Origin of the sequence: Streptomyces sp. NPDC005774 (genome assembly GCF_042871645.1) — a bacterium.
In the GTDB taxonomy this organism is placed as follows: Bacteria; Actinomycetota; Actinomycetes; order Streptomycetales; family Streptomycetaceae; genus Streptomyces; species Streptomyces pratens.
The window spans coordinates 211,003-232,441 of the sequence record NZ_JBIAIV010000007.1; the positions used below are offsets into that span (position 1 = coordinate 211,003).

General features: G+C 72.8%; 14 protein-coding genes. 6 read left to right on the forward strand and 8 right to left on the reverse strand.

The genetic code is table 11. The features are described 5' to 3' along the window. Positions 1–2: 2 nt before the first annotated feature. The 4 genes from ACFYQA_RS09750 to ACFYQA_RS09765 form a co-directional block, all read right to left on the reverse strand. Positions 3–506, reverse strand: a complete 504-nt coding sequence (locus tag ACFYQA_RS09750) for an ATP-binding protein (RefSeq protein WP_332430759.1) — start codon at positions 504–506, stop codon at positions 3–5. A 273-nt stretch (positions 507–779) separates the two neighbouring features. Then, a complete protein-coding gene (locus ACFYQA_RS09755) occupies positions 780–1,547 on the reverse strand; it encodes an enoyl-CoA hydratase/isomerase family protein (protein WP_055572275.1) in 768 nt (255 codons plus the stop codon). Between the two features lie 255 nt (positions 1,548–1,802). Beyond that, positions 1,803–3,050 carry an Ig-like domain-containing protein gene (locus ACFYQA_RS09760; RefSeq protein WP_388914034.1) on the reverse strand — a complete coding sequence of 416 codons (1,248 nt, stop codon included), beginning with the start codon at positions 3,048–3,050 and terminating at the stop codon, positions 1,803–1,805. A gap of 201 nt (positions 3,051–3,251) precedes the next feature. Continuing rightward, on the reverse strand, positions 3,252–4,487 hold the full coding sequence (locus ACFYQA_RS09765; RefSeq protein WP_388914037.1) for an Ig-like domain-containing protein: 1,236 nt from the start codon (positions 4,485–4,487) through the stop codon (positions 3,252–3,254). 466 nt (positions 4,488–4,953) lie between these two features. On the opposite strand from ACFYQA_RS09765, the gene glgX reads away from it, so the two are divergent. Beyond that, on the forward strand, positions 4,954–7,197 hold the full coding sequence (glgX, locus tag ACFYQA_RS09770) for a glycogen debranching protein GlgX (RefSeq protein ID WP_388914107.1): 2,244 nt from the start codon (positions 4,954–4,956) through the stop codon (positions 7,195–7,197). A 35-nt stretch (positions 7,198–7,232) separates the two neighbouring features. Here glgX and ACFYQA_RS09775 read toward each other — a convergent pair whose 3' ends face one another. From ACFYQA_RS09775 to ACFYQA_RS09790, 4 genes are all read right to left on the reverse strand, one after another. Continuing rightward, on the reverse strand, positions 7,233–7,895 hold the full coding sequence (locus ACFYQA_RS09775) for a response regulator (RefSeq protein WP_388914040.1): 663 nt from the start codon (positions 7,893–7,895) through the stop codon (positions 7,233–7,235). Beyond that, positions 7,888–9,153, reverse strand: coding sequence for a sensor histidine kinase (locus ACFYQA_RS09780; protein ID WP_388914111.1), 1,266 nt, complete (start codon positions 9,151–9,153; stop codon positions 7,888–7,890). Before ACFYQA_RS09780 ends, ACFYQA_RS09775 begins: the two co-directional genes overlap by 8 nt. Positions 9,154–9,233: 80 nt before the next feature. Continuing rightward, the gene (locus ACFYQA_RS09785; protein WP_388914114.1) at positions 9,234–9,968 is read right to left on the reverse strand and encodes an ABC transporter permease; all 735 of its coding nucleotides are present in this window, start codon (positions 9,966–9,968) and stop codon (positions 9,234–9,236) included. Positions 9,969–9,994: 26 nt separating this feature from the next. Then, complete coding sequence (locus tag ACFYQA_RS09790) at positions 9,995–10,972, reverse strand: ABC transporter ATP-binding protein (RefSeq protein ID WP_388914043.1); 978 nt, start codon at positions 10,970–10,972, stop codon at positions 9,995–9,997. Between the two features lie 228 nt (positions 10,973–11,200). Between ACFYQA_RS09790 and ACFYQA_RS09795 the strand changes: the two genes are divergently transcribed. The 5 genes from ACFYQA_RS09795 to ACFYQA_RS09815 all read left to right on the forward strand — a co-directional run bounded on the left by ACFYQA_RS09795 (position 11,201) and on the right by ACFYQA_RS09815 (position 21,432). After that, positions 11,201–13,042: an ABC transporter ATP-binding protein gene (locus ACFYQA_RS09795; protein ID WP_388914046.1), complete on the forward strand. Its 1,842-nt coding sequence runs from the start codon at positions 11,201–11,203 to the stop codon at positions 13,040–13,042. Next, positions 13,039–14,910 (forward strand): ABC transporter ATP-binding protein, encoded by a 1,872-nt coding sequence (locus ACFYQA_RS09800; RefSeq protein ID WP_388914049.1) that lies wholly within the window; start codon positions 13,039–13,041, stop codon positions 14,908–14,910. The genes ACFYQA_RS09795 and ACFYQA_RS09800 overlap by 4 nt, the downstream gene beginning before the upstream one ends. A 28-nt stretch (positions 14,911–14,938) precedes the next feature. After that, positions 14,939–16,708 carry an ABC transporter ATP-binding protein gene (locus ACFYQA_RS09805; RefSeq protein WP_388914052.1) on the forward strand — a complete coding sequence of 590 codons (1,770 nt, stop codon included), beginning with the start codon at positions 14,939–14,941 and terminating at the stop codon, positions 16,706–16,708. Further along, positions 16,705–18,465, forward strand: a complete 1,761-nt coding sequence (locus ACFYQA_RS09810) for an ABC transporter ATP-binding protein (RefSeq protein ID WP_388914055.1) — start codon at positions 16,705–16,707, stop codon at positions 18,463–18,465. The genes ACFYQA_RS09805 and ACFYQA_RS09810 overlap by 4 nt, the downstream gene beginning before the upstream one ends. Before the next feature lie 915 nt (positions 18,466–19,380). Then, the gene (locus ACFYQA_RS09815; RefSeq protein WP_388914058.1) at positions 19,381–21,432 is read left to right on the forward strand and encodes a M4 family metallopeptidase; all 2,052 of its coding nucleotides are present in this window, start codon (positions 19,381–19,383) and stop codon (positions 21,430–21,432) included. Positions 21,433–21,439 lie beyond the last annotated feature (7 nt).

The following is a 21,439-nucleotide window of genomic DNA, read 5'->3' on the forward strand; positions in this document are numbered from 1 at the left end:
GCTCAGCGGTCGGTGATGCGCATGTCGAACCAGGTCGTCTTGCCCCGGGGCAGAAGATCGACGCCCCAGCGGTCGGCGAGGGTGTCGACGAGGAAGAGGCCGCGGCCGCTGACGTCCAGTTCCTGGACCGGCATGAGGCAGGGCAGGCTGCGGGACGGGTCACGGACCTCTACGCGGATCCAGCGGGGGCGGCGGCGCAGCCGGAGGCCGAAGACGCGGGCGCCGGTGTGGCGCACCGCGTTGCCGACGAGCTCGGAGACGAGGAGGACGGCGTCCTCGGTGATCGCCGCCCCGAGGCCCCAGTGGCGCAGGACCACGACCTGGGTGAGCCGGCGGGCGGTGGCCGCGGACTCCGGACGGGACGGCAGCGGTACCTCCGCCTGTGACGGATCACCGAACAACTCCAGTACCTTCTGGGCGTGTTCGTCCTCGACCGTCGGCGACCAGCGCGACGCGGTCGCACGTCCGTCTCCCCGCGGCTGTTCCCTGCCATCCAGCCCCGCCATGCCCCCATCATGGACGTCCGGCGGGACGTCCGGGGCCGTTCCGCCGGAATGCGCCCCCCGTACGCCCCCGCCGCAGGGCAGGCCACCGGCATATGCCCCTGACGCCTCGGGAGTACCGGTGACCCGTACGACCTGCGGGAACGGCTCGCTGTGCGGCAATCGACAGGCTCCCTCGACACGGCAGGCTTAAGGGTGCATTAAGGCTCCCATAAACCGCCCCATCGAGGGACTCGGATCAGACATCGTGTCAATTGCAACCCCTCGGAAGGAAGTTCAGAGGAACTTCGCCTTGCCGGGGCCGTCCTCCACGAAGCTGCGCATCCCCCGCTCACGGTCCTCGGTGGCGAACAGGCCCGCGAACCAGTTGCGCTCGACGGCGAGGCCGGTGTCGATGTCGGTCTCCAGACCGGTGTCGACCGCCTCCTTGGCCGCGCGCAGGGCGATCGCAGGACCCTTGGCGAGCTTCGCGGCCCACGCGTGTGCCTGCTCGTAGACCTCGGCGGCGGGCACCACACGGTCCACCAGGCCCAGCGCCAGCGCCTCGTCGGCCTTCACCTGACGGCCCGTGAAGATGAGGTCCTTCGCCCTGGACGGGCCGATCAGCCGGGCCAGGCGCTGAGTGCCGCCGGCCCCCGGGATCAGTCCGAGCAGGATCTCGGGCTGGCCCAGCTTGGCGTTCTCCCCGGCGATACGGAAGTCCGCGCAGAGCGCGAGCTCGCAGCCGCCGCCCAGCGCGTAACCGGTCACCGCCGCCACCACCGGCTTGGGGATGCGGGCCACCGCCGTGAAGGAGTCCTGCAGGGCGCGGGCGCGCAGGACCATCGCGGTGTGGTCCATGGCCTGCATCTCCTTGATGTCCGCGCCCGCCGCGAACACCTTCTCGCCGCCGAAGATCACCACGGCGCGCACGTCCTCGCGGCGCGTGATCTCCTCGGCGAGTTCCTTCAGCCGGTCCTGCGTGGCGACGTCCAGCGCGTTCATGGGCGGGCGGTCCAGGCGCAGCGTGCCGACGCCCTCGGCGACTTCGAGATGTACGGTCATGACAGCAGGTTAACGGCGACTAACGGCAAGGGGGCCAGTGCGGTCGCTCACACTCGGCCGGGGAGCCGGGGGTCGCCCCCGGGCAGACACAGCACGGCGACTAACGGCAAGGGGGCCAGTGCGGTCGCTCACACTCGGCCGGGGAGCCGGGGGTCGCCCCCGGGCAGACACAGCACGGCGACCAACGACTGCGGCCCCGGTGCCGTACCTCACACCGGGGCCGCGTACCTCGTACGTCTCCCGCGGGTCGTGCGGTTACGCCTTCCACTTCTCCCAGGACATGTTCCAGCCGTTGAGGCCGTTGTCCGGGGCGATGGTGGCGTCGTTGGAGTTCTTCACGACGACCACGTCGCCGATCATGGTGTTCTCGAAGAACCAGGCGCCCGGTGCCTTCTTGTCCCAGCCGCCGCGGGTGTCGCGCAGGCCGATGCAGCCGTGGCTGGCGTTGTAGTTGCCGAAGGCGCCGCCGCCCCAGTAGTTGCCGTGGATGAAGGTTCCCGACGTGCTCAGGCGCATGGCGTGCGGGACGTCCTTGATGTCGTACTCGCCGCCGAACCCGACCGTCTCGCCGTTCATGCGGGTGACCTTGAGCCGCTCGCTGACGACCATCCGGCCGTTCCAGGTCTCGGTGCCGGGGGCGCCGGCGGTGATCGGGATCGTCTTGATGACCTTGCCGTCCCGCTCGACCTTCATGGTGTGCTTCTTGGCGTCGACGACGGAGACCTGACTGCGGCCGATGGTGAAGGAGACGGTCTTGGTCTGTTCGCCGTAGACGCCGTCGCGGCCCTCGACGCCGTCGAGGTTGAGGTCGACGGTGACCTTGGTGCCGGGCTTCCAGTACTTCTCCGGCCGGAAGTCGAGGCGGTCGTTGCCGAACCAGTGCCCCTCGACCTCGACGGCCGGCTCGGTCGTGATGCGGATGGCCTTCTCGACGTCCTCGGCCTTGGTGATGCCCCGGGTGAAGCGGAGCGAGAAAGGCATTCCGACGCCGACCTTGGAGCCGTCCTCGGGGGTGAAGGTGCCGACGAAGGTGTTCTTCGGGGTCAGCGTGGTGAAGCTGGAGTCCTCGGCGGCGGTGCGGCCGGCGGAGTCCTTGGCGACCGCGTGCACGGTGTACTTGGTGGAGGCGGCCAGGTGGGTCGACGGCGTCCAGTGGGCGCCGTCGCCGGATATCTCCCCGTCGATCTTCTCCCCGTCCGGGTTCTTGACGACGACCTCGGTCAGCTTGCCCTTGGCCGCGTCGACCTTGAGCGCGCCGCTGGTCTTCACGGACTCGGCACCGTCCTTGGGCGCTATGCCGATGACCGCCTCGGACTGCTTGCTCTGCGCCGCGGTGGAGTCCTTGGGCCTGCCGTCGTCCGAGCCGTCCCCGGAGCCCGAGCCGGCCCCCCCGCCGCCGCACGCCGTGACCGCCAGCACCACCCCGAGTGCCAGCGCGGCGAGCTTCCTGCCGCCACGCCTCCGCGCGTCACTCGACGCCCCCGATATCGGCCCCACGTTCACTTGTTTTCTCCCCTCGGCGGGCCTGGCCCGGCCCGCGCCCCGCACGCCCCACGCGCGCTTGGGCGCATAGTAACCACAGGCCAGGAGGGTTGGAGGCGGCCGGTGTGTCACCGTTCCGTTCCAAACTTCAATGGCCCACGGAGCACAACCGGAGAGCCCTTTCGGCCATCCGCGCGTGAGGGCGTTCGGGGGCGTCGGGGTTCACTCCACGGCGCTGCCCTTCATCCACTTCTCCCAGGACATGTTCCAGCCGCCGAGACCGTTGTCCGGGGCGACCGTCCGGTCCTTGCTGTTGACCACCTCGACGACGTCGCCGACGAGACTACGGTCGAAGAACCAGCCCGCCGGGGTGCCCGCGCCGCCGCCCTTCACATCGCGCAGGCCCACGCACCCGTGGCTGACGTTGGTGTCGCCGAAGACGTCCTCGTCGGCCCAGTAGTTGCCGTGCAGGAAGGTGCCGGAGTCGGTCAGGCGGATGGCGTGCGGGACGTCGGGGATGTCGTACTCGCCCTTGCCGTCGTCGTCGGTGAAGCCGACGGTCGCGCCGTTCATCCGGGTGACCTCGAGCATCTCGGTGATCACCATCTTCCCGTTGTACGTGGGGGTCTTCGGCGCCCCGGCCGTGACCGGCACCGTGGCGAGCACCTCGCCGTCCCGCCGCACCTCCATGGTGTGCCGGGACGCGTCGACCACCGAGACCTGGCCGCGGCCGACGGTGAACGAGAACGTGCGGTGCTGGAGCCCGTAGACGCCGTGCGCGCCCTCGACGTCCCGCAGGTCCAGGTCGACGGTGACCTCGGTGCCGGGCTTCCAGTACTCCTCGGGCCGGAAGTCGAGGCGCTCCTTGCCGAACCAGTGCGGGCGGATGTCGGCGGCCGGGCGGGAGGTGACGCGGACGGCTCGTTCGACCGCCGCGCGGTGGACGATCTCGCGGTTGAACGCCAGGGAGACGATCATCCCCGTGCCGACGACGGAACGGTCCTCCGGGGCGACGTAGCCGATGAAGCGCTGCTCGGGAACGTACGTCGTGAAGGTGGTGCGGCGGGCCGAGCGGCGCCCGTCGTCGTCCAGGGCGACGGCGTCGACCGTGTACTTCGCGGCCAGCGCGAGCCGTTCGTCGTCGGGTTTCCAGCTCTGTCCGTCAGCGGAGATCCGGCCGGGGACCGGGGTCTCCCGCGCGTCCTGGGACCGGACGACCTTCACCGACTCCAGCCGGCCCTCGGACGCCCGCACCCGCAGCACCCGGCCGGGGCGCACCTCCTTGCTCGCGTCGGCGGGCACGACCTTGATCACCTCCTCGGATCCCGGGGGGCCGGACGCCCCCGCGACGGGGCCGTCCGAAGTGCAGCCGACGGCCCCGGCCAACAGTCCTGCCCATGTCACTACGGCGGCCAGTGCGGCCCTCGCGCGCCGTGCGCGCCCTTGTACGTGGCTCACGCGCTGCCCAACGACAGTGCGCGCCCTGGGGAAACGACTATGCGTCCCCTCGAGGAACAGTCATCCCCACCCGGCCGTATCCCCTGCGCCCTGGAGGGACGCGCTCATGTCCCGGCGGCACCCTCGCGTTGCCCCGGCGGGACGCGCGTGTGCCCCCGGAGGGACACGCGTGCGCGCCCTCGCCCCGGGGCGACGCAAGGGTGCGCCCCGGAGAACGTCAGGGTGCACCCCGAGGACACGTGAGTGCGAGGCATGCTCTGGGCAGAACTGAGGGGAGGACGACACGCCGGGGAGCCGCGGCCGGAGCCGAGGAACGCCCAGGGGACTGGGCGGCCGCACTCTCCTGCCCGCCGTCGTCCCATGATGAGCCGCGGGAGGCTGACAGGTGTCCAGCGCAGCCGGGCAGGAGGCGGTGGCCGGGCAGGAGGCGGTGGCCGGGCAGGAGGCGGTGGCCGGGCGGGAGGCGGTGGCCGGGAACCGGGTCGCCGGCGACGGGCGCCCGGCCGTCGCCGTGAACGGCGTGCGGGCGGCTACGCCCTTGCCGGCGACGGTGCCGGTGCGGCCCGGCCCGGCCGTCCCCCTGGGCGCCCACTTCCACACCGGCCCGGACGGGGCGGCGGGGACCGGCTTCGCTCTGTGGGCGGGGGGCGCCGAGGGCGTCGAGCTGTGCCTGTTCGACGAGCTCGGCGGGGAGAGCCGCGCCCGGCTCACCGAACTGACGGAGGGGGTCTGGCACGGCTTCGTGCCGGGCGTCCTGCCCGGCACGCGCTACGGCTACCGGGTGCACGGCCGCTGGGATCCGTGGACCGGCGCCCGCTGGAACCCGGCGAAGCTGCTGCTCGACCCGTACGCCCGCGCGGTGGACGGCGACTACGGCACGTCCGGCCTGCCGCCCCAGGTGTACGGGCATGTCCGGGACTGGCCGGAGCAGCATGTCGCGGACACTGTGCGCGACGACCGGGACTCCGCCCCGTACGTGCCGAAGGGCGTCGTCGTCCACGATGACGACGACCGGGCCGACGACCGCCGGCCCGGGACGCCGTGGGCGGACACGGTCCTGTACGAACTCCATGTCAAGGGCTTCACGCAGCGGCATCCCGGCATCCCCGGGGAACTGCGCGGCACGTACGCCGGGCTGGCTCATCCTGCCGCGATCGAGCATCTGGTGCGGCTCGGGGTGACGGCCGTGGAACTGCTGCCGGTGCACCAGTTCGCCCACGAGGACCATCTGCTGCGGCGGGGGCTGCGCAACCACTGGGGCTACAACTCCGTCGGCTGGTTCGCCCCGCACGCAGGCTACGCGTCCTCCGGGACGGGCGGGCAGCAGGTCGGCGAGTTCAAGCGAATGGTGCGCGCGCTGCACGCGGCGGGCATCGAGGTCGTCCTCGACGTGGTGTACAACCACACCGCCGAGGCGAACGAACTGGGCCCCACCCTGTCCCTGAAGGGCATCGACAACCGCAGCCACTACCGGCTCCGGGCCGACGCCCGCCGGTACGCCGACTACACCGGCTGCGGCAACACCCTGGACGTCGTCCAGCCGCAGGTGCTGCGCCTGATCACGGACTCGCTGCGCTACTGGGTGACCGAGATGGGCGTCGACGGCTTCCGCTTCGATCTGGCGGCGGCGCTGGCCCGCACCGCGGACGGGGACGACGTCGACATGCGCGCCCCCTTCCTCTCGGTGATCGCCCAGGACCCGGTGCTGCGCGGGGTGAAACTGATCGCCGAGCCGTGGGACGTGGGCCCCGGCGGCTACCGGGTGGGGGCGTTCCCGCCGCTGTGGTCGGAGTGGAACGACCGGTACCGCGACGCCGTACGGGACTTCTGGCGGCCCGAGGACGCGGATCTGCGGGAGATCGGCTACCGGCTCTCCGGTTCCAGTGACCTCTACGACTGGGGCGGGCGGCGCCCGTACGCCTCGGTCAACTTCGTCACCGCGCACGACGGATTCACCCTGCGCGACCTCGTGTCGTACGAGCGCAAGCACAACGAGGCCAACGGCGAGGGCAACCGGGACGGCACGGATGACAACCGCTCCTGGAACTGCGGCGCCGAGGGCGAGACCGGCGACCCGGACGTCCTGGCCCTGCGACGGCGGCAGCTGCGCAACCTGCTGACCACGCTGCTGCTGTCCACGGGTGTGCCGATGCTGGTCGCCGGGGACGAGATGGGGCGCACCCAGCGCGGCAACAACAACGCCTACTGCCAGGACAACGAGACCGGCTGGGTGGACTGGGAACTGCTGGACCGGCCGGGCTGGCGGGCGCTGTTCGACCTCACGTCCCGGCTGATCGCCCTGCGCCGCCGCCATCCGGTGCTGCGCCGCCGGACCTTCTACTCCGGGCGCGCCCACCGAACCGACGGACTGCGCGACCTGGCCTGGTTCACCGCGCGGGGCACCGAGATGACCGAGGAGGACTGGTACGCGCCCACCGCCACCCTCAGCATGTACCTCTCCGGCCGGGACATCCCGGAGCGGGACGAGCACGGGGAACCCGTCCTCGACGACAGCTTCCTCGCGATCCTCCACGCCGGTGACGAACCGACGGACGTCCTCCTCCCGGGCCCGCCGTGGGCCCGGCACTACGAGGTGGTCGTCGACACCGGCCGGGAGGACCAGGAGTGCCCGCCGGCCACGACCCACCCGGCGGACACGACGATCACGGTTGCGGGGCGGACGGTGCTGCTGCTGCGGGCCGTCGGCTGACGTGAGGCGGCTCCGGGCCGGCGCCGGCCCGTCGCTCAGCCGGCGTCCGGCCCGCCGAGGATGCCGCGCTCGTAGGCGACCGCCACGGCCGCGGCCCGGTCCCTGACGCCGAGTTTGGCGTACAGATGGGTCAGGTGGGTCTTCACGGTCGCCTCGCTGATGAAGAGTTCGCGGGCGGTCTCACGGTTGGAGGTGCCCCTGGCGACCAGGGCGAGGACCTCACGTTCCCGCGCGGACAGGGGCGCGGACCGCGATTCGGCGGCGGGGGCGCGGACCGCGGAGACCAGGCGGGAGGCCACCGCCGGGGAGAGGACCGTACGGCCCTCGGCGGCCGCCCGTACGGCCGCGAACAGTTCCTCGCGGGGCGCGTCCTTCAGCAGGTAGCCGGTCGCGCCCGCCTCGATCGCGGGCAGGGTGTCGGAGTCGGTGTCGTAGGTGGTGAGGACGAGCACCTTGGCCCGCGCGCCCCGGCGGGACAGTTCCCGGATGGCGTCCACACCCGAACCGCCCGGCATGCGCAGGTCCATGAGGACGACGTCCGGGTCGAGGGCGGCGGCCCGCTCCAGCGCCTCGACGCCGTCCGCCGCCTCGCCGAGGACGCGGAAGCCGGGCACGGACTCGAACATGCCGCGCAGGCCGTCCCGTACAACGGGATGGTCGTCGACGATGAGGAGGGAGATGGCCGGGTCGTCAGTCATGGCGCACCAACGGTACGCGAGCCGAGACCGCCGTCCCGTGTCCGGGTTCGGACTCCACGGTAAGGGAGCCCGCGATGCGTTCCGCGCGGGCGCGCATGCCGTCGAGGCCGAAGCCGCCGCTGCCGGTGCGGGCGGGGCGCACGCGCGGGTCGAAGCCGCGGCCGTCGTCGCGGATGTCGAGGGTGACCTCGTCGCCGATGTAGGAGAGCGTGACGCCGACCCGGGTGGCCGCGGCGTGCCGGGAGGCGTTGGACAGGGCCTCCTGGGCGATCCGCAGCAGCGTCGCCGCGACCTCCTCGTGCAGGGGTTCGGCTGTGCCGGTGACGGTGCAGCCGGCGCGGGCGCCGGTGCGTTCGCCCCATTCGGCGACCGTCTTCTCCAGGGCCTGCGGCAGCCCGTCCCCGTCGAGGGCGACCGGGGCGAGGTTGTGCACGGAGCGGCGGGCCTCGCCGAGGCTCTCGCGGGCCAGGTCGGTGGCCCGCCCCGCGTGGACGCGGACCAGGTCGGGGTTGCTCGTGCCCGCCACCACCTGGAGCTGGGCGATGATGCCGGTGAGGCCCTGGGCGAGGGTGTCGTGGATCTCGACGGCCAGCCGCCGCCGTTCGTCGGCGACACCCGCCTCCCGTGCCTGGACGAGGAGTTGGGTGTGCAGGGCGGCGTTCTCGTCGAGGGCCTGCTGCAACGCGGCGTTGGTGCGCTCCAGTTCGGCGATGGTCTCGGCCTGCGTCCGGGCGCGCTCCTCCTCCAGTTCGCCGAAGTGGGCGAAGAGAGCCACCAGCAGGGCGTTGACCAAGAGGATCGCGCCGAAGAGCGCCCAGCCCAGGCTGTCGCCCGGGGGCAGTCCGCCCGCCTGCGAGCCCGCCAGTGTCACCGCGGTGGCGATCAGGCCGGGCTTGACCAGATGCCTGGGGAGTTGGTGGGCGACGCCGAAGTAGCCGATGACCGCGGAGAAGGCGAACAGCGGGTTCGTCCAGGTGAGCGCGAACCCGACGGCCCAGCGGGCGGCGTAGTAGCAGGCGCTCTCGGTGGTCGGTCCGGGACGTCTGCGCTCCGCCCTGCCCCAGGCCAGTTGGAGGACGACGGCCACGACGACCAGCACACCGCTCAGCCGGCGCTCGCCGTCCGTCATGCCGATCGCGTCGGCGGCCGACAGCGAGAGGGCGGTGCCGACGGCGAGCAGGAGGTACGGCCCCCAGCGGTGGAACACCGCCCACCGCCGCTCGACCACGCCGTCCGCCGCCGTGCCGTCCACCACCATGCCGTCATTCTCGTACGTGCTCGCCCCGGCGCCGGCCTGCGCACTCGCCGGCCCGGTCTCCTCTGTGCCCACCCGCGCGCTCACTCCCAGCGGAACCAGCGCGCGGCGGCGGCCGTCAGCAGCACCGTCCAGGCCGCCAGGACGGCCAGGTGGAGCCGGCCGGGCCAGTCACCGGCGGCGGCCTGGTTCAGGGCTTCGGCGGCGGCGCCGAACGGGGTCCAGCCGACGATGCCGGCGAGCAGGTCCGGCATGGCCTGCACCGGCAGCCACACACCCGCGCAGAACATCGCCGGGAACAGCGCGGCGGAGCCCACCGCTCCCGCGATCTTCGCCGTGCGGGACAGCGCGGAGAGCACGGCGCCCAGGGCTAGGGCGGCGGCCACGGCCAGGAGCAGTGCGAGGAGGTAGCCGAAGGGCTGACGCGGCAGCGGTACGCCGAAGGCGATCCGGCCGACGGCGAGCGAGAGCAGCGCCGAGAGCAGGGCGGCCCCGCCGTACACCAGCATCTGCGCGCCGAGCAGCGCGGTGGCCCGTACGGGGGTGGTGGCCATCCGGCGCAGGATGCCGTGCTCGCGGTAGGCGGTGAGGGTCTGCGGCATGCCCTGCACCCCGCCGACGATCAGGCCGAGCAGCACGGCGACCGGGACGTACGCGTCCACCGGGCGCAGTCCGCCGAAGGACGGGTCGGCCTCGCGGAAGGAGGGGACGGAGCCGAGGATCGCCAGCAGGAGGGTGGGGAACAGCAGGATCCAGAAGATTCCGCCGGGTTCACGGCGGAAGAGGCGGATCTCGGTCCGCAGGACGGCGGCGTTCAGGACGGCGGCGCGGGGGACGGGGCTGGTCACGCCGGTACCTCCTCGGTGGTGTCGGGGCGGTCGGTGGTGTTCGCCCGCTCGGTCGCGCCCGTCGGGCCGGCCCCGCCGTTCTCCTCCGTCAGGTCCAGGAACGCGTCGTCCAGGGTGGCGTCGGTGACCCGGAGCTGGTGGGCGGTGACGCGGGTGCGGGCGAGGAGGGTGATGACGGCGTTGACGGTCTCGTCCGTGCCGGACAGGGTGACGCGGCCGTCCCGGTGCTCGATCGAGACGAGGGCGGGCAGGCCGTTCAGGTCGCGGTCGTCCAGGGGGGCGGAGGGCGTGAAGCTGATGACGGTGGCGCCCGCCGAGCGGCGGATCAGACCGGCCGGGGTGTCCAGGGCGGCCACCCGGCCCTTGTCGATCACCGCGATCCGGTCGCAGAGCCGCTGGGCCTCCTCCATGAAGTGGGTGACGAGCAGAACGGTGACGCCGTTCGCGCGGATGTCCTCGATGAGTTCCCAGGTGTCGCGGCGGGCGCGCGGGTCCAGTCCGGTGGTGAGTTCGTCGAGGACGACGATCCGGGGGTCGCCGATGAGGGCGAGCGCGATCGACAGGCGCTGCTTCTGCCCGCCGGAGAGCTTGCCGAAGCGGCTGTCCAGGTGCGGGGCGAGCCCGAGACGTTCGGCCAGGGGCCGCCAGTCGGCGGGACGCGGGTAGAACGCGGCGTACAGCTCGAGGGCCTCGCGGACGGTGAGCTTGGCCTGGAGTTCGCTCCGCTGGAGCTGGGCGCCGAGAACCTGGGCGACCCGTTCGTGGTCGGCGACCGGGTCGAGGCCGGTGACGCGGACCCGGCCGGAGTCGGGGACGCGCAGGCCCTCGACGCATTCGACGGTGGTCGTCTTGCCGGCGCCGTTGGGGCCGAGGACGCCGAAGATCTCGCCCTCCTCGACGGCGAAGGAGACACCGTCCACGACGGGCCGCCCCCCGTAGGACTTGCGCAGGTCGGTGACTTCGATGACAGGCATGGCACCAAGCCTCCCGGGGGCGGGGTGCCCGCACATCGGCCGTCGCGCTCGACACCGCATCAACCGATCGGCCGATGGAGTGGTACGACTTCGGGGGAGAGGGGCACGGCGCAGGTCGCGTGCGGGCCCGTTGACGGGGTCGGACGTCGGTCGTAGGTCCTGCGGACCAGCGGAGTCCGGCCAAAACTCGGTGGGCAGTGTCAGTGGCGATCCGTAGGCTCGCTGCTGATGGCCACCACACTCCTACCCGCGCCCCCGTCCCCGCCCCTCGAACCGCGCGAAGCGTCCTCCACAGTCCGCACGTTGCTGCGTCTGTGGCCGTACGTGCGGCCCGTACGGGCACGGTTGCTGACCGCCGCCGTCGTCGCGATCCTCGCCTCGTGCATCGGCCTGGTCATCCCACTGGTCCTGAAGTGGATGGTGGACGGCCCCATCGCCGGCCGGGACCCGGCGGGTGTGTGGCTCGGCGCGCTGTACCTGCTGCTGCTCGGGCTCGCGGAGGCGCTGCTGTTCGGGCTCCGGCGGTGGCTGGTGGCGCGTCCGCTGGCGGGTGTCGAGGCGGGAATGCGGGCGGGTCTCTACCGGCATCTGCAGCGGCTGCCGGTGGCGTTCCACGACCGGTGGCCATCGGGGCAGTTGCTGTCCCGGGGGACCACGGATCTGATGCTGCTGCGGATGTTCCTGGCCTTCCCGTTGACGTTTCTGCTGGTCAACGGGGTGACGATCCTTGTCGGCGTGATCATCATGCTGGTCCAGGACCGGTCTCTGGGACTGGTGGTCCTGGTTCCCGCCGTGCCGGTGATGGTCACCTGCCTGCTCTTCGAGAAGCGGTACTCCAGGGCGTCGCGGCTCGGGCAGGACCAGGTCGGCGATCTGACGACGGTCGTCGAGGAGAGCGTGCTCGGCATCCGCGTCATCAAGGGGTTCGGACGGCACCGCAGCCAGGCGCGGGCGTTCCGGAAGCTGTCCGAGGATCTGCGCGGGACGGAGCTGCGCAAGGCCCGGCTGCTGGGCGCCATCATGAGCGTCATCGTGACGCTCCCTGAGCTGGCCATCGGCGCGACACTGGTGCTGGGGACCGTACGGGTGGCCGACGGGGACCTGTCCGCGGGCACTTTGGTGGCGTTCCTGACGACGGCCCTGGCGCTGCGCTGGCCCGTGGACTCGATCGGCTTCCTGCTGGCGATGAGCCAGGAGGCGGCGACCGCGACCGAGCGGTACTTCGAGGTGATGGACGCCGAGGAGGAGCAGCCGGGCCCCGACGGCGCATCGACGCCGGCCGCCCCCGCGGGCGGCGACGGGCTGCGCTTCCACGACGTCACCTTCCGCTATCCCGACGCCCCTTCCGGGTCCCTGCCCGTCCTGGACCGCGTCGACCTGCACATCCGGCCTGGTGAGTCGATGGCCCTGGTCGGCGCGACCGGCAGCGGCAAGACCACGCTCACCGCCCTGGTCCCCCGGCTGCACGAGGCGACCTCGGGGCGGATCACCCTGGACGGCACGGACATCACCGCGCTCTCCCGCGAGGAGCTGCGGCGCAGGGTCTCCGTCGCCTTCGAGGAGCCCACCCTGTTCTCGGCCGCGGTCGGGGAGAACGTGCTGATGGGCGCGGGGGCCAGGGCCGGGAGGGCCGAGTTGGAGCGGGCGCTGGGCGTGGCGCAGGCCGGCTTCGTGAACGCGTTGCCGCAGGGCGCCGACACCCAGGTCGGCGAGCAGGGGCTCAGCCTCTCCGGCGGGCAGCGGCAGCGTCTCGCGCTGGCCCGCGCGGTGGTCGGGCGGCCCGACTTCCTTGTGCTGGACGATCCGCTGTCCGCGCTCGACGTGCACACGGAGGCCGCGGTCGAGGCCGCCCTGCGCCGGGTGCTCGCCGACACCACGGCCCTGATCGTGGCGCACCGCCCGTCCACGGTCCTGCTGGCCGACCGCGTCGCCCTCCTCTCCGGCGGCCGGATCACGGCGGTCGGCACCCACCACGAACTGCTGCGCACCAACGCCGAGTACGCCCACCTCATGGCCGGCGACCCGGTGGCGGAGCAGTCGGACCAGGCGGAACAGGAGAACCAGCGATGACGGCGGCTCCCACCGCACCCACCCGCGACGAGGACGACAAGGACGGCAGGGACGACGAGCCACGGACCCCGGAGGCCGGCGACCCCTTCGACCGGGACGTCCTGCCCACTCCCCCGGATGCCAGCGGCGTCCTGCTGCGCTCCCTGCTGGCGCCGATGCCCGGCCGGGTCGCCCTGACGGCGCTTCTGCTGCTGCTCCAGCAGGCGGCGGTGCAGGCGGGCCCGCTGCTGGTGGCGTACGCGATCGACCGGGGCGTACCCGCGTTCCGGTCCGCCGACCACGGGCCGCTGATCGCGGTGGCGGTGGGCTATCTGCTGTGCGCGGCGTCGGGCGGCGTGCTGCAGTACGCGTTCATCGCCACCGCCGCCCGGGTCAGTCAGGACGTGCTGCTGGATCTGCGCGGCCGGATCTTCCGGCACGCGCAGGCGCTCAGCGTCGACTTCCACGAGCGCTACACCTCGGGCCGGCTCATCTCCCGCTCCACCACGGACGTCGAGTCGCTGCGGGAGCTGCTGGAGGAGGGCCTGCAGGAACTGGTGACGGTCATCGTGTCCTGCGTCTACATCGCGGTGCTGCTGCTCTGGCTGGACCTCGGGCTCGGCGCGGTGGCGGTGGCGTCCTTCGTCCCGCTGTACGCACTCGTACGGTCGTACCGGCGGCGGGTCTCCGAGGTGTACCGGCTGCGGTCCACGGCGATCGCCTCGGTGATCGTGAAGTTCGTCGAGACGATGAACGGTATCCGCGCGGTGCGCGCCTTCCGCCGCGAGTCCGTCAACGACGCCGCGTTCCGGGAGCTGAACCGGCGGCACGAGCGGACCAACGGCGACGCGCTGCTGGAGATGGCCCGCTATGTCGTCGGCTCGCGGGTGACCGCCAACACGACGGTCGCGCTGGCCGTGCTGTGGGGCGCCTACCGGGTGGCGGACGGGACGCTCGCGCTCGGTGTGCTGGCGGCTGCGGTGCTGTATCTGCGACGCCTGTACGACCCGATCGACCGGCTGGGCATGTTCCTCAACGCGTACCAGTCGGCGGCGGCCTCGCTGGAGAAGATCGCCGGTCTGCTGGCCCAGGTCCCGTCCGTGCCGGAGCCGGTGTCCCCCCGTGAGCTGCCCGGGCGGCGGTCGGAGCATCCGGGGCGCGAGGTCGCCTTCGAGGGGGTCCGGTTCGCGTACCGCACCGGTGGCGAGGTACTGCCCCGTTTCGACCTGACGCTCCCCGCCGGGCAGACCGTCGCGGTGGTCGGCTCGACCGGGGCGGGCAAGTCGACGCTGGCGAAGCTGCTCGCCCGCTTCTACGACCCCACCGACGGCCGGGTCCTGCTCGACGGCGTCGACCTGCGTGACCTGCCGGGGCCCGAACTGCGGCGCGGGGTGGTCATGGTGACGCAGGAGGCGTTCCTGTTCTCCGGCACGGTCGCCGAGAACATCGCCCTCGGCCGTCCGGAGGCCGGCCGCGTGGAGATCGAGCAGGCGGCGAAGGAGATCGGCGCGCACGATTTCATCAGTGCCCTCCCGGACGGCTACGACACCGACGTACGCAAGCGGGGCGGCCGCATCTCGGCCGGTCAGCGCCAGCTCGTGGCGTTCGCGAGGGCGTTGCTCGCCGATCCCGCCGTGCTGATCCTGGACGAGGCGACCAGTTCGCTGGACGTCCCCGGGGAGCGGGCGGTGCAGCGCGCGATGGCGACGGTGCTGCGGGGCCGTACGGCGGTGGTGATCGCCCACCGCCTGTCCACCGTGGAGATCGCGGACCGCGTCCTGGTGATGGAACACGGCCGGATCGTGGAGGACGGCACTCCGGCCGAACTCGTCGCGGGCACGGGCCGCTTCGCGGACCTGCACCGGGCGTGGCGGGACAGTCTGGCGTAGGCGCGGCAGCGCGGAGGGGGATGAGTGGATGATCGACGCGTACGGGGACCCCGGCACGCCCGACGGCCGGGGCGGAGCCCGCTATCTGTGGTGGCTGGTCCTGCGGCAGCCGGGCCGGTGTGCGGCGGGGGCGGTGTTCGGCAGCGTGTGGATGGTGCTGCTGGCGGCGACGCCGTATCTGATGTCCCGGGCGGTGGACGAGGGACTCGAACCGGGTGACATGGGGGCCCTGGCTCTCTGGACGGGGGCCCTGTTCGCGGTGAACGGGGTCAACTCCTGGCTCAGCATCATGCGGCACCGCACGATGACCCGGGTGCGGATGGACGCCCACTTCCGCACGGTGAAGGTGGTCGTCGGGCAGACGGTGCGGCTCGGTGCCTCGCTGTCGCGCGCCACCGGGGCCGGAGAGGTCGTCACCATCGGGGTCGGTGACGTGCAGATGATCAGCCAGTCGCTCACCGCCGTCGGGCCCGGGGTGGGCGCGGTCGTGGCCTATGGGGCGGTGGCCGGACTGCTGCTGTCGGTGTCGCCGCTGCTGGCGCTGGTCGTGCTGCTCGGGGTGCCGGTGATCGCCCTCGTGGTGGGGCCGTTGGCGGGGCGGTTGCAGGGGACGGAGACGGAGTACCGGGAGCGGCAGGGCGTGCTGACCGCGCGGATCGGGGATCTGGCGGGCGGTCTGCGGGTGCTGAGCGGGCTCGGCGGCAAGGGCCTGATGGCGGAGGCGTTCCGGCGGGACTCGCAGCGGTTGAGCGAACAGGGCTACCGGGTCGGTGCGGTGACCAGCTGGATGCAGGCGCTCGGCGTCGGCCTGCCGACGCTGTTTCTGGCGGGGGTGACCTGGATCGCCGCCCGGCTGGCCGCCCAGGGGCAGATCAGCGTGGGCGAGCTGGTGTCGGTGTACGGCTATGTGGCCGTGCTGGTGTGGCCGGTGATGTTCCTGATCGAGTGCGGCTACCAGCTGAGCCGGGGTGTGGTGGCCGCCCGGCGGGTGACGGCGTTCCTCCGGCTGGAACCGCCGGCCGACACCGGCGAGGCCGCCGCGCCCGCCGAACCGTCGGTGCTGTACGACCCCGAGTCCGGGGCGCGGGTGCTGCCGGGCCGGCTGACCGCGCTCACCGCGGCGCGCCCGGCCGACGCGGTCGGCGTGGTGGACCGGCTCGGCCGGTATGTGCCGTCGTCGGCCACCTGGGGCGGGCGGCGGCTGGACGCGATCGCGCTCGCCGAGGTCCGGGAACGGATTCTGGTCGCCGACCACGAGGCCGATCTGTTCGCCGGCCCGCTGCGTGAGGTGGTGGCCGGCCGCCGTGCGGCGCAGGACGCGGACGTCCTGCGCGCCCTGCACGCGGCCGCCGCCGACGACATCGTGCGGGGCCTGCCCGACGGTCTGGGCTCGGCGGTGTCCGCCCAGGGCCGCAGTCTCTCCGGAGGGCAGCGGCAACGCGTCCGGCTGGCCCGTGCGTTGCTGTCCGACCCCGAGGTGCTGCTGGCCGTCGAGCCCACCTCGGCGCTCGACGCGCACACCGAGGCCGCGGTCGCCGAAGGGCTGCGCGCGGAGCGCCGGGGCCGTACGACGGTGGTGACGTCCACTTCGCCGCTGATGCTGGACCGCGTCGACCAGGTGCACTTCCTGGTGGACGGCAAGGTGGCCGCCACCGGCAGCCACCGCGAACTCCTCGACCGTGAGCCCGGATACCGGGCGTTGATGGCCAGGGACACCGCCGGGGAATCAGCCGGGGAATCGGCCGGGGAATCGGCCTGGCGATCCGCCGAGGAAACCGGTGAGGAGGTCGTGCGGTGAGCCGAGGACGACTGCCGGTCGCCGAGCCCGCCGAGGTGCGCCGGGCGGCCGTGGAGCTGGTGAGGGCGGACGGACGGGCCTTCGCCGCGGTGCTGGCCCTGAACGCGCTGGCCGCGCTGGCGGGGCTGACCGGACCGTGGCTGCTGGGGCGGATCATCGACGGGGTGCGCGACGGGGGCGGTGTGAGCGTGGTGGACCGGCTGGCGCCGGTCATCCTGCTGTGCGCGGTCGGGCAGTTGCTGCTGGCCCGCTGGGCCCGTTACGTGGGGCACCGCTTCGGGGAGCGGACGCTGGCGCGGGTCCGGGAGGGCTTCGTGGACCGGGCGCTGGCGCTGCCCTCGTCGGTGGTGGAGCGGGCCGGCACCGGGGATCTGACGGCGCGGGGCACGGCCGATGTGACTGCCGTGGGCACCACCCTGCGCGACGCCGGGCCGTCGCTGCTGGTCAACGGGGTGCAGTCGGTGTTCGTCATGGCGGCGGTCTTCCTGGTGGACCCCTTGCTGGGCGCCCTTGGCGTGCTGGGACTTGCCCCGATCGGGTTTGTGCTGCGCTGGTATCTGCGCCGGGCCCGCGCCGGATACCTCGCCGAGGGAGCGGCCGTCTCGGATGTGGCGGAGATCGTCGCGGCGACGGCGGCGGGGGCGCGCACGGTGGAGGCGTTCGGGCTCCGGCAGCAGCGGGTCCGGGCGAGCCGGGAGGCGCTGGAGACCACCCGGCGAGCCCGGTTCCACACCCTGTTCCTGCGGACGGTGTTCTTCCCGGTGGTGGAGGTCTCGTACGCCGTCCCGGTGGCCGGCGTACTCCTGATCGGCGGGGCGCTGCACGGACGGGGCGCGGTGAGCCTGGGCGCGGTGGTGAGCGCCGCCCTGTATCTGCTGCAGTTGAGCGGACCACTGGACGAGGTGCTGATGCGGATCGAGCAACTGCAGAGCAGTGGTGCCTCGTTCGCCCGGGTGGAGGGGTTGGCAAGGGTGCTGCCCGTGGCGGGGCGCGGCGGTGTTCCGGATCCGGCCGGTGACCGCATCGACGTGACCGGTGTGCGCTACGCCTACGACGGGGGCGCCGAGGTGCTGCACGGGGTCGATCTGACGGTGCGGCCGGGTGAGCGGCTGGCCGTGGTGGGGCCGTCCGGCGCGGGCAAGACCACGCTGAGCCGGCTCCTCGCGGGCGTGGACGCGCCGACCGCCGGGACGGTGACGGTGGGCGGAGCGCCCGTGGCCCGGCTGGACCCGGATCTGCTGCGCCGGCAGGTCGTGCTGGTCACTCAGGAGCACCACGTGTTCCTCGGTTCGGTGCGCGACAATCTGCGCATCGCCGAACCGGGCGCGGGGGACGGCGAGTTGTGGGCCGCGCTGACCGTGGTGGGCGCCGACACATGGGTGCGGGAGCTGCCGGAGGGTCTGGACACCGGGCTGGGGCAGGGCGGTTGTGTCCCGGACGGCTCCCAGGCCCAGCAACTGGCTCTGGCCCGGGTGGTGCTGGCGGATCCGCACACGCTGATCCTCGACGAGGCGACCGCCCTTCTCGACCCGACGACCGCACGCCACACCGAGCGCGCGCTGGCCGCCGTCCTCGCGGGACGCACCGTCATCGCGATCGCGCACCGGCTGCACACCGCGCACGACGCGGACCGCGTGGCGGTGATGGAGGACGGCTGGCTGACCGAACTCGGCACACACGAGACCCTGGTGGCGGCGGACGGGGCGTACGCGGCGCTCTGGCACTCGTGGCACGGGGACCGGCCGGACCGACCGTAGCCCGGCGGCCGGCGGTGGGGCGGTGGGGCGGCCGACAGCCGGCGGTGGGGCGGTACACCTCCTCGCCCGCGCCGGCGGGGTCGTCACCCACTGGGGAGCCCGGTCCTGACCTGCGGGATCGGCGCGTACTGGGCCCCGGCCGACGGGCAGGACACCCCGTCCCTGTTCCGCGGCGGGCTGTTCCTCCACGCCCTGGCCGCCGCCCTGCCCATCGGCTGCCCCGCGCACGCACCGCACAGCCCGCCGGGCCGGGGGCCGGCCACCCCGTGCCGCACCGGCTCGGACGTCTTTCGTGCAGCCTCCGCCTGTGGCACTGGCCGGTCCACCTGCTGCTCGACGAGGGCCGTCTCGGCCTGGCGGGCCCGCCCCGTACGGCCGTCGTTCTCGCCATGTCCGTCATGGCGGCCTGGCTCACCAAGGTCCTGGTGGAGGATCCGGTCCGGTTCCGGGCCCGCTGGGCCGCCGGCCGTGCCGGCGCGCTCGCGGTCCTCGCCACGTTCGTCGCGCCGGCGGTCCTTTGGCCCTCGTCCCCGAGCCGCGGACCGAAGAGGGATCCGTCGATGTCACGCGCCTCCTGTCCGCCGGCGGTTGATGCCTGCGCCGCGCCCCCGGCCCACCCCGCGCGCCCCACGCCCCGCACACCAACCCGTTCGTATACCGAACCCGGACTCCCGCACAACGAACGGTTTCCGGCCAAATTTCTGACGCGCTCCTGACAGAAACCGCAGTCACCTGCCACTCTTCCCACGGCCCTCGCGCGGCAACCCCACAGCGCCACCGAACCGTCGTGCCCCGGCCATCGCTCCAGCACAACAGCACGTGGTACCGCGTACCGCCCTGTTCTGCCCGGCCGGCTCACCAGCCGGCCGGTCTCCCCTGGCCGCACAACCCGCGGCCGTGCAGAAGGAGTCAGTGTTGAGAAGCAGCTTCTCCCACAGACACACCCCCCACGCCACCCCCCGCGCCATGCGCCGCCGCACCGCCGCGGTCGCCCTGGCCGGGGTCGCCGCCCTGGTCGCCACGGCCGTGCAGGCCGGCAGCGCCACCGCGGCCCCGGACTCCGCGCCGGCCGCCGCACAGGCGAAGCCCGCCGCGGAGTCGGTCCGGCTCACCCCCGCCCAGCGCGCCGAGCTGATCCGCGAGGCGAACGCCACCAAGGCGGACACCGCCGAGGACCTCGGCCTGGGCGCCAAGGAGAAACTCGTCGTCCGTGACGTCCTCAAGGACCGTGACGGCACCGTCCACGTCCGCTACGAGCGCACCTACGACGGCCTGCCCGTCCTCGGCGGCGACCTCGTCGTGCAGGGCGGGAAGCCCGGCGAGACCGAGTCGGTCGTCAAGGCCACCCGGGCCGCGGTGAAGCCCGCCACGACCACCGCCAAGGTGTCCACCGCCAAGGCCGAGCAGCAGGCCCTGTCCGCCGCGAAGGCCGAGGACGCCCAGAGCCCCGACGTGGACATCGCCCCGCGCAAGGTGATCTGGGCGGCGAGCGGCACCCCCACGGTGGCGTACGAGACGGTCGTCGGCGGACTCCAGCACGACGGCACCCCCCAGGAACTGCACGTCGTCACCGACGCCACCACGGGCGAGAAGCTGTACGAGTGGCAGGCCGTCCAGAACGCGACCGGCCACACCGTCTACAGCGGCACCGTCGACCTGACCTCCACCCAGTCCGGGTCGACGTACAACCTCACCGACGGCGCGCGCGGCGGGCACAAGACGTACAACCTGAACCGCGGCACCTCCGGCACCGGCACCCTGTTCTCCGGCTCCGACGACGTCTGGGGCAACGGCAGCCCGTCCAACCTGGAGTCGGCCGCCGCCGACGCCCACTACGGGGCCGCGCTGACCTGGGACTACTACAAGAACGTGCACGGCCGCAGCGGCATCCGCGGCAACGGCGTGGGCGCCTACTCCCGGGTCCACTACGGCAACAACTACGTCAACGCCTTCTGGTCGGACAGCTGCTTCTGCATGACCTACGGCGACGGCTCGGGCAACGCCAACCCGCTGACCTCGATCGACGTCGCCGCGCACGAGATGACCCACGGTCTCACCTCGAACACCGCGGGCCTCGTCTACAGCGGCGAGTCCGGCGGCCTCAACGAGGCCACCAGCGACATCTTCGGCGCGACGGTCGAGTTCTACGCGAACAACTCCTCCGACGTCGGTGACTACCTCATCGGCGAGGAGATAAACATCAACGGCAACGGGACCCCGTTGCGCTACATGGACAAGCCGAGCAAGGACGGCGCGTCCAAGGACGCCTGGTACTCCGGGATCGGCTCGATCGACGTGCACTACTCCTCGGGCCCCGCGAACCACTTCTTCTACCTGCTGAGCGAGGGCAGCGGCACCAAGACCATCAACGGCGTCAGCTACAACTCGCCCACCTCGGACGGCCTGCCGGTCACCGGCATCGGCCGCGCCAAGGCGGAGAAGATCTGGTTCCGCGCGCTGACCACCAAGTTCACCTCGACCACCAACTACGCGGGCGCCCGCACCGGCACCCTCGCGGCCACCGGCGAGCTGTACGGCACGGACAGCCCCGAGTACAAGGCGGTGCAGGACGCCTGGGCCGGCATCAACGTCGGCGCACGCTCCGGCGGCGGCGGTGGCGGTACGTCCTTCGAGAACACCGCCGACGTGGCGATCCCGGACGCGGGCGCCGCGGTGACGTCGTCGATCACCGTCTCCGGCCGGACGGGCAACGCGCCCTCCAACCTCCAGGTCTCGGTGGACATCGTGCACACCTGGAGCGGTGACCTGGTCATCGACCTGCTGGCCCCGGACGGCACGGCGTACCGCCTGAGGAACCGCACCGGCGGCTCGGCGGACAACGTCAACGAGACCTATACGGTCAACGCCTCCTCCGAGACCGCCAACGGCACCTGGCAGCTGCGGGTGCAGGACCAGGCCTCACGGGACACCGGCTACATCAACGGCTGGGGGCTCACCTTCCCGTAGCCGTGAC

Excerpts from the sequence above, each read along its gene's own strand:
- ACFYQA_RS09775 (WP_388914040.1), bottom strand. The coding sequence starts at position 7,895 with ATGACTGACGACCCGGCCATCTCCCTCCTCATCGTCGACGACCATCCC.
- ACFYQA_RS09805 (WP_388914052.1), top strand. The coding sequence starts at position 14,939 with ATGATCGACGCGTACGGGGACCCCGGCACGCCCGACGGCCGGGGCGGA.
- ACFYQA_RS09780 (WP_388914111.1), bottom strand. The coding sequence starts at position 9,153 with ATGGTGGTGGACGGCACGGCGGCGGACGGCGTGGTCGAGCGGCGGTGG.
- ACFYQA_RS09795 (WP_388914046.1), top strand. The coding sequence starts at position 11,201 with ATGGCCACCACACTCCTACCCGCGCCCCCGTCCCCGCCCCTCGAACCG.
- ACFYQA_RS09755 (WP_055572275.1), bottom strand. The coding sequence starts at position 1,547 with ATGACCGTACATCTCGAAGTCGCCGAGGGCGTCGGCACGCTGCGCCTG.
- ACFYQA_RS09800 (WP_388914049.1), top strand. The coding sequence starts at position 13,039 with ATGACGGCGGCTCCCACCGCACCCACCCGCGACGAGGACGACAAGGAC.
- ACFYQA_RS09750 (WP_332430759.1), bottom strand. The coding sequence starts at position 506 with ATGGCGGGGCTGGATGGCAGGGAACAGCCGCGGGGAGACGGACGTGCG.
- ACFYQA_RS09790 (WP_388914043.1), bottom strand. The coding sequence starts at position 10,972 with ATGCCTGTCATCGAAGTCACCGACCTGCGCAAGTCCTACGGGGGGCGG.